General features: G+C 29.4%; 6 protein-coding genes. All 6 read right to left on the bottom strand.

What is annotated here, in order from left to right; translation table 11 throughout:
• Window positions 1-323 precede the first annotated feature (323 nt).
• Window positions 324-1529 carry a tetratricopeptide repeat protein gene (locus IM532_RS13265; protein WP_194183982.1) on the bottom strand — a complete coding sequence of 402 codons (1206 nt, stop codon included), beginning with the start codon at window positions 1527-1529 and terminating at the stop codon, window positions 324-326.
• Window positions 1529-4402, bottom strand: a complete 2874-nt coding sequence (locus tag IM532_RS13260; protein ID WP_194183981.1) for an NERD domain-containing protein — start codon at window positions 4400-4402, stop codon at window positions 1529-1531. The genes IM532_RS13265 and IM532_RS13260 overlap by 1 nt, the downstream gene beginning before the upstream one ends.
• Before the next feature lie 1354 nt (window positions 4403-5756).
• The gene (locus IM532_RS13255; RefSeq protein ID WP_194183980.1) at window positions 5757-6428 is read right to left on the bottom strand and encodes a hypothetical protein; all 672 of its coding nucleotides are present in this window, start codon (window positions 6426-6428) and stop codon (window positions 5757-5759) included.
• Between the two features lie 209 nt (window positions 6429-6637).
• Entirely contained in the window at window positions 6638-7183 is a 546-nt protein-coding gene (locus IM532_RS13250) for a GNAT family N-acetyltransferase (RefSeq protein ID WP_194183979.1), read from the bottom strand.
• Window positions 7184-7408: 225 nt separating this feature from the next.
• Window positions 7409-7888: a DUF4265 domain-containing protein gene (locus tag IM532_RS13245; RefSeq protein WP_194183978.1), complete on the bottom strand. Its 480-nt coding sequence runs from the start codon at window positions 7886-7888 to the stop codon at window positions 7409-7411.
• Between the two features lie 248 nt (window positions 7889-8136).
• Window positions 8137-8598 carry a hypothetical protein gene (locus IM532_RS13240; RefSeq protein ID WP_194183977.1) on the bottom strand — a complete coding sequence of 154 codons (462 nt, stop codon included), beginning with the start codon at window positions 8596-8598 and terminating at the stop codon, window positions 8137-8139.
• Between the last annotated feature and the right edge of the window lie 347 nt (window positions 8599-8945).

Genomic DNA, 8945 nt, shown 5'->3' with positions numbered 1-8945 from the left:
TACTTTTCGATTAACTTCAACGTCAGTTAGAATTCGAACCCTTTCATTAAATTCATTTACAGTATAAATGTATTTTGAGTATGTTTCTTTAATATCAGTTATTTTCATTCAATAATATCGTATAACGGGCCGCGGCTTTGCGAGAGTGGCGGATGAGAAAGTCGAAACTTTCAATTTTGCGGTAACTTGAGCAACAGCTTATTTATATTTACTAAAATAAGAAAAAAGGAAATATAAAAAGCTGTTGCGGATAAAATTGCACAAACTTTCTATATTTCCTTTAACCCGCCATTTCGCAAAACCGATGTTATAGCCAGTAGCTGTTACGCTATTATTTTTTTAATTCTTGTTTGATCTTTTTTGTCGTCTTTTGGTGGTAAAATTTCAAATATCACTTTTGTTCCGACTGAAATTTCGGAAATTGAATGATAGTTTGGATTTACCGAAAAGTAATGTTCTTTTCCATTACTTTTAATAAAGCCAACTTTTCCACGTTCGTTGTCGTGTAGTAATCTTACAATTTCGCCTTCAAAGTTTTGATTTGTCGTTGTTCTTGTTTTGTCAAATGGTTTTATTTTCTCTTGTTTGAAAGTATTCCAATAGTTTTTTAATTCCCTTTTTAAGTTTGGAAGTTGTTCCAACGGGATTTGAGCAAAACCTAAATTTTGTAAAGCGTAATCCAAAGTTTGCGGAACTTTCCATTCTTCTTGTTGTCGTAGTAGTTTAGAAAGCATATAATGTTTAAACGACAATTCCTTTTCTTGTTTCTGCTCCAAAATATTTGCAATTAATACAAGTAACCCAACTTTATATTCAAGGTCTCCAAAATTATTTATAGCTTCTATTGCATATTTGAATGCTTTGTCAAATTCTCCATTTTCTTTATATATTTCTGCAACTTCATTTTGTATAAACCATTCTTTTTTTCTTCGTAAAACTTGCAACAATTCATTTAAAGCTTCTTCTGAATTTCCTAAATGCTTTTTTGATAATGCAATTCTACGTGCAAACCAAACTTCATTTGAATAATGAAATTTTTCAAAAGTTTCAAGTGCTTTTTTGGATAATTCAAAACACTCTTGATATTGTTGAGTTTCAAATAGTGCTTTTGTTTTAAAGGCAAACCAATTTTCTTTATCTGATGCAAGTTCCATTGGTTTCTTTTCGCCTTTTCTTTCAACTTCAATAGTTTTGCAATCAGTATCAAGATTTTCAACTGAAATTAAATCACAAAATTTGTTTACAACTGTCCAATTTACAGATGGTTTATCCTTGAATTTTTTTAGTAAATATCCAAAGTTTTTTTCGTCTAAAACAACATTGTGTTGCTCAATAAAAGTGAAAATTACATCATAATGATTTGTTTCTATCAATGCTGAAATCATTTCGTAAACAACGAATTTATTTAAACCAATCTCTTCTGGTCTAAATTCCGTTTTGTTGTCTTTGAAAAACTTCAATGTTTCAGAAAATTTCTTTTCCTTATTAAGATTTCTGATTGTTTGGCTAAATTCAAATAGTGTAGGCATTAGTTTTCTTTCATATGGTTAAAAATGATTTGAATTACATCCCAAAATTCAATAGTTGTACAAGAAGTTGCAATCATTGAAGTAAAAAATCCGTCTCCGTCATAATACAAATCCGCAACAAGTGTTTCCGTTCCGTTATTGAATTGTATTGTGTCTTTGTACGGAACTTGAATGATGTAACCAAAACCAATTTCTTTAGATTTTAATTTTAGATATAATTGTTCATAAGCTAATTTTCTCCAATTACTTTGAATAAAAGTAAAATCGAAAATTTGGTTTTCTGATTTCAAAAGATTTAAAAGTTCTTCACCAAATTCTTTTGGAGTTGATTTCATAAACATAGGCATTTTAAATTGTCCTTTGTTGTTGTAATAAATTGAAATTGTCGCCACTTCGCCCGAACTTCCTTTTATCTCGTATAATTCCTGATAATTTGGGTGGTTAATGAGATTTATTGTTAAATTGTTTTGAGCAATTTTGTTTTCAACAAACTGAAACAACTGTAATAATGAAGATTTGTTTTCAATATCGGGAAATTTGTATTTTTCTGATATTGTTTTATTGAAATTTGATAAGTCAGTCGTTTTGTCTGCTACATAAAATAACTCTTTTCCTTTGTCAATTTTCGGAACGGCTGGATTTATCGTCAATTTGAAAAATGGACTTATCGGTTCGTAATTAATTAAACTAACTTTTTGAGTGGCTCTGATTAAACCTGTGTAAATCCATTTAAAATATGTTTCGTTCGTTTTTCCACCACCAGTTTCTACATTGAAATAAATTTCATTCCATTTGTAAGACATTGATTTGTGAACTGTCAAAGCCCAACCAAAACGAATTTGTGCCGAGTTTTTGAATTTGTAATAATCTGATGATGGAATATTTCGCAAATGCTTTTGAAGTGCCTTTTGCAGGTTAGTTATTCCTTTTCTTGTTTTCGGGTCGTATTTTTCCAACAAACTTTTTAGTTCATCGTCTGCTTGATATTTATCATTTTTGAAATTTGGAATTTCCTTTTCAGCAAGTTGATTGAGTAGAATGTTGAACGATATAATTTCTTCTTTGGAAAGTTCTCCTTTGTCGCTCAAACGGAAATTTTCAAAACTCAAAATTGTTGCATCGTGATTTGTCCCGTCTAAATGTAACTTGATTTCTCTGAAATTTAAAGTAACATTATTATCTTTTCCTTTTAATTTAATGCTTTCGGAAACAATGTTATGAGAAACTTCTAAAACGGTCGCAAATTGTCCGTTATAGATTTTTGTTGGCTCTGCAAATGGGTCGCTTTCATCTTCTACACGAATATTGTTTCCAAAAATAATAAAATCGCCTTTTGTCAAATCATTTCCGTTTTTCAGAATGGAATTTTTTATCCAATAGTTTACTTTTTGAGCATCAGAATTTGAGTAGCAAAGAATATGAGAATTTGTATTTAATGAACTTTCAATTTCAGTCTTTAAATCTACTTTTTCTAATACTCTTATGTTCTCTGAAAAATTGAACGAAAGATTATTAAATGATTGCTGACGAATGCAATTAACGGCTTTAAGAGCTTCTGAAACAATAACCGATTTATTTTCTTTGTCAATTAGTTGAAATGCTTTGTTTTTGAAGTCGTATTCTTCACTTAAATATTCAGGATTTAATGAGGCTTCTTCTTTTTTGCCTAATGACAGTTGAAAACTATCTCCCATGAAAATTACTTTTCTTTTGGTGTTTTTTAAGTCTGAAAATTCCAAAAAATCTTTCAACAACTTGCCTGAACCAAATCGTAAATCAACAGATTGATGATAATTGTCCGAAATTAAATGAGCTTCATCTACGATAAAAACGGCATTTTCTGTATCGTCAGATTTTAAAAGCGGAACGATTTCCAAATTCAAAGAATTTTCGTTTTCTTCTTCACTTTCTTGTTCGTTTACGATTGTTGAGTTTCCTCCGTAGATGTATGAATAAATGCTTTCAAATTCTAAATTTGAACTTTTCAAAAGATTATTTGAAATTCGGCTTGATGAAGCAAATAATTTCACTTCCGTAATTTGATTATTGAATGCAACTTCTTGAATGAACTGTATTAAATGTGTTTTTCCGCTTAACGAAGTTCCTTGAAGTATGAAAATTTTATCTTCTTCTGATTGAATAAAATTTTCAATTTCATTGAGTGCGGATTTTTGGTCGGGATAAAGATTTTCAAAATCTAATTCGGTATGATAAGAAGTAAAATCGTTTGATTGGTTGTATTTTTCAGAAGTATTAAAAATATCGGCTCTGAAAACTTCTTTAAAAAGGTCAAACGCTTCATTTGTTAGCGTAACTTCTTTGTCATTAATATCAATAATATCTTTTATTGTTTCAAGATAATTGTTATTGTCAAAGATGAAAAAGTTCAATTCTTCACTTGAAGGAATTTTACCGTTTAATTCAATTGATTTCTGAAAACAAACGGCTCTAACAGTATGAAACGCATTAAACGAACTGCCACGAAGTGGTAGTTTCGGTTGTATGTGTTTCTCTACCACTTTGATAAAGCGTTCTTTTTGTGTTTTTAGCTGAATAAAAGGATTGATAGAATTTCCACCTTTTATTTGTTCTCCACTTTCATTTGTCCACTTACCAAAGTCAAATTCGGATTTAGCATTTTTGGGTAAAGTTATTTTTCCACCAAAGTTTTTAAAGTCAATAATTAAAACGGCCTTTTCTGTTACAAGTAAAGCATCAATTTGTAATCTTTTTTCAGCTTCGCATTCAGAATTTGCAATCAGTAAGCCGTCAAGGGAATATTTGTCAAACATTTTTTTCAGATTGTCCGCAAACTCTCTAAAAAAAGTGTTCTCATAATTTTTTGTCGCTGTTCCTTTTCTGATTTCTAACATTTCTGTTTGTACGGTTTTTGTTTTTAGCAGTGTCGTTGTGCTATTGGCTATAACGGGTGGGGTGTTGGCGATTATGCAAAATAAAATGTATTAACCTTTGACCTTACCCTATATTTCAAATATACAAAAAAAACTAAAAAGCAAGCCTTCAATTGCATATTTTGCCAACACCATGTTATGCGAAGTAAACTTTAGATCTTCAACTTTAAGAAATAATCCTTTTTAAATTGCGTAAATATGAGTGTATTTACGAAGTTTATAAAGATTGTAAGGTTTTATTGATAAAACATTAAAAATAAGCTCTTTTAACGTTTCAATATATCTTTAAAGTGAGTTAAAAAGGTTAACTTCAAGTTGTTAAGCGTCTCGCTTTAAAAGTTTCAACTTTTAGCAAGTCTTACTTGCCAACTTGAATCAATCCGTTTTTACTTTAAGTTTTTAAACGTCATCCAGCTGCTATCAATGTAAAAGCTTACATTTCTTTTGTAGGCTGAATTTTATTTTGCATAACGAGCCGAGTATTTGCGAAGAACGGGAGAGAAATTGAACGAAGTTCAAGTTCAACCGTTCAAGCAAATTGCTTGGCTGAAACTAAATTAGATTAAAGTTTTTAGAAAAGCAATTTTGCGAGTGGAAAAAGATGGGCTGAAAGTTTACTTTCAGCCCGTTTTTTGCGAAATACTTTGTTATCTGTAGTTACTTATTTATTAGTCTTTTTATTTCTTTATCAAACGTTATTTTTTCAACTCCATTATATTTAACATATTTAGATATTTCATTTTTTAAATCTTTATAGTTTTTATGGTAATATTCATTTATTGTTAAAATAACTATATTTTCATTATAAACGTTTAAATATTCATATGGTTTATTTCCAATTCCGATGATACTTAGTTTATAATAAAATTGTTCGTCAATATTTATTTTTCTTAAGTTACCTAAACCTATAAAGTTCTTAATTTCAAATTTTTTATTTTTAATACAAACTGAAATAATTTTGAAATTAAATTCTATAAAAATTATCCAAAAATTAGTAAAGCCTAATAAAACAAAAAGAAATATAGAAATAAATGAAAAGTTATTAAAAAACCAAAAAATCGAAATAGTCCAAAAAGTAAAAACACCTAGAAAGATTATTATGATTTTATAAATTATATTAGAAAAAATTGACCTCATATTTTACAAAGATTCAATAAGTAATTACAGATAACGGTTTACGGCTTGGCGATGTGGCGGATTTTAGCACAAAAGTTCAATAGAATTACAGCCGTTGAATCTTGCACAAATGTTTCATAGAAGCACTTCAGCCGCCATATTGCCAAACCGATGTTACCAGTAGTGCTTCTTTCTGTCTTCATATTAATTTCGCTTCTCTTGTTAATTTACTTCTGTCTAAGTCAAATTCTTCACTGAACCAGTCAGTTAATATTTTCTCTATTTCGTTTTTATTAAATGTCTTTGGCTTTCGTCTTGACTTTAAGTACTTTTCTCTTGTCATTTTTTCGGCAACTTGTCCAACAGTCTGCAAGTCAAGTTCGTTTCCGATTTTGTTTACGAACCAAGATCCTGCGATTGAAAACACAAGTCCTAAAAGTCCGATTTGCCAATTAAAGAAAAGTCCAACGATAGAAGCAAGTAATATAATTGCAAGTGTCCCTGTAACCCAATGCGGTGGTCGTAAGATATTAAGTTTAAAACCTAATAGCTCTTCCAACTTTTGTGTTCGTGAACGCCTGCTTTCTCTTGGCAAAACGTCTGCAAGAGGAAAGTTTGTCGAGATAGTTCTGTTGTCTATTTGAAGTGTCAATGAAATTGCGTCACGTAATTTATAAAATGCTTGTTGGCTGGTGCAGTCGTCTGAATTGTCAAGTTGGATTTTATTTACAATATGGTCACAAAGTTCACCAAAAGTCGAAATATGCATTAGTTCGGTGTTACCAAACTTTATTTCAAATGACTTTTCAACTTTAACGAGTAAATCGCTTATGTCGTCTGGGTCGATATTTTTTAGTTCGTAGTCTGTCATAGCATTACTGGTAACGGAAAAAGGCTTTGCGAAGTGCGGGAATTCGAAGAACAAAAAGTTCAAGAATTCCGAAACGAAGCAAATGCTTTTTCAGATTGTCTAAATTAGTTAAAAAAACAATATGAAAAGCAGTTGCGGATTTTTTTGACTAAATTTCAATCAAGACTTAAACCCCGCATTTTGCAAAACCTATGTTAGGCGACGTTTTTTTATTTTCTTTTGTCTGTTGATAATATTGCATAACCATAATTATCTGACCAACCAGATTTTAATGGTAATAATTTTCTTGTATGTGCTTCGCGCAACATTCCGACCTTTTCTAAAACGCTAATTGATCCAATATTTTCGATAGCACATCCTGCTTCAATTCGATGCAATTTTAGTTCTTGAAAACCAAAATCAAGAATTTTTCTTAAACTCTCCGTCGCGTAACCTTTATTCCAATATTTATAATGATATTGAAACCAAACTTCTGCATTTTTGTAATGTTCTTTTCCTAAATTAATTCCGATTAAACCAATAAATATATTTGAATCTTTAAGTTCTATTTTGAAAATTAATTTTGTGATTTTTTCTTTATTGTTTTCACTAATCCAATTTTCAACATTTGATTTAGTTTCATTAATATTCTTTGGAATTCCAGAAGTATTGAATTTAGCAGTTTCTTCTAAACTTTGTAATTCAAAAATTTCTGCAATATCACTTTCGGAAACAGGTTTTATATTAAGTCTTTCTGTAAATAAATTTAGATTCATTTTGTATTTCAATTTGAAAACGACTTTTTATACAAAATGTCGCCTAACGTTTTACAGCTTGGCGAAGTAGCGAACTAAATCGCTAAAACTTCGAATATTGGCAAAACTGAGCAACGCATTTTTATTTTTTTAAATTTAACAAATTAAAAAATAAAAATAGCGATTGCGACAAAAAAGAAACAAACTTGATAGTTTGCCTTAACTCGCTATTTTGCCAAACTGGTGTTAGCTGCAGGTTTTATTTTTTTCGTTTAGATGTTTTTCAGAAATATTTGGTTCCGCAAAATTAATTTTTTCAGTTGCTTCAAGTTCAGATAGTTTACTAAAGATTGGAGTATAATTTTGGTCAAAAAGAATTTCCATTACAAAATATTTATTTCCAGTGCCTTCACTTTCGCATCCTAATTTTTTAAATTCATTCCTTAAATTTTCAACGTTTAGATTTTCGTCAAGTACAATTACTTGAACTGTTGAGTTTCCAGAATATTCGACAACATTTCTGAATGTAATTCTTTCTTCATCGTTATCATATTCTGCAAAGACAATATCATCAGATGAAAATTCAGGACCATAAAATGGAATATTGTCTATTTTATAGAGACCTTTTTCGGAATCTATTATTTCAGTCCAAAGTGTTTCTACAACAATTTCATCAAGAACATTACTAAAATAACGGACTAAAATTTTCTCTGAATTTTCACTCACTTTTTAAGATATTTAATTATTACGCAATTTTGGAAAAACTTGCAGCTAACGTTTTTAGGATTTGCGAAGAACGGTAAGAATTTGAACGATAGTTCAATTTCGTACGTTCAAGCAAATTGCTTTATTATAACGAATTTAATTGATTGTTATTGTAAAAGCAATTTTGCGGGAGGAAAATACATAGGTTGAAAGTTTACTTTCAGCCCGTTTTTTGTAAAACCTATGTTAGCCGTTCGTATATAATTATTTTAAAAACATATTTTTGATTTCCAATTTACTCCAAGTTTGTTTAAAAAGTCATTTTCAAATTTTTTGAGATATGTTTGATTAAGCTCTTTACTTATTTCTTTCGAGTTTATATCTTTATAACTCTTGAGTTCTTTATCTCCAATATGTGTAAATGTTATTGTAGGTAATTGATTAATGTTTTGATCACCTTTATGAATATAAAAATTAACTCTTTTATTTAAATCATTCCAATAAATTATTTTATCAACTTTCCAAGGAGTTTGTGAATTAGATTCTTCTAATTTAATTTCTATGTTAGGATTAGATTTAAAATAGTTCTCAATTTTTAATGATAGTTGCTGATAATTAATGTTTTCAATTGTATATTCTTGACCTCTACACTGATTATAGTTAATACAAGAATTTAGTATTATTAAAAAGCTTATTTGTAAAATATAATAAATGAATTTAGAATTCTTCAATACTAATCTTTATTTTAAGTGATTTTTTATATATGACGGCTAACGAGCCGAGTATTTTGCGAAGAACGGGAAAAAATTGAACGCAGTTCAATTAGTCACGAACTGAGCAAATTGCTCTATTGTTTGATAAATTTATGAAATAAATTGAAACAAAGGCAATTTTGCGTTGAGAAAAACATAGGCTGAAAGTTTACTTTCAGACCGTTTTTCGCAAATACCATGTTACACGTAGTTTTACTTTTTAGTTAGCGCTAACGATATTTTATCGCTAAAAATTAATAGAATTAAAGCTAAAAGTGATGTAATTCCACTTCCTAAAAAAATGTATGTCAAACTTTGTTGATAAG

This window comes from Faecalibacter rhinopitheci (genome assembly GCF_015234135.1).
GTDB lineage: Bacteria > Bacteroidota > Bacteroidia > Flavobacteriales > Weeksellaceae > Empedobacter > Empedobacter rhinopitheci.
The sequence above is the reverse complement of the archived record's forward strand: the minus strand, read 5'-3'. Positions and strand labels throughout refer to the sequence as shown.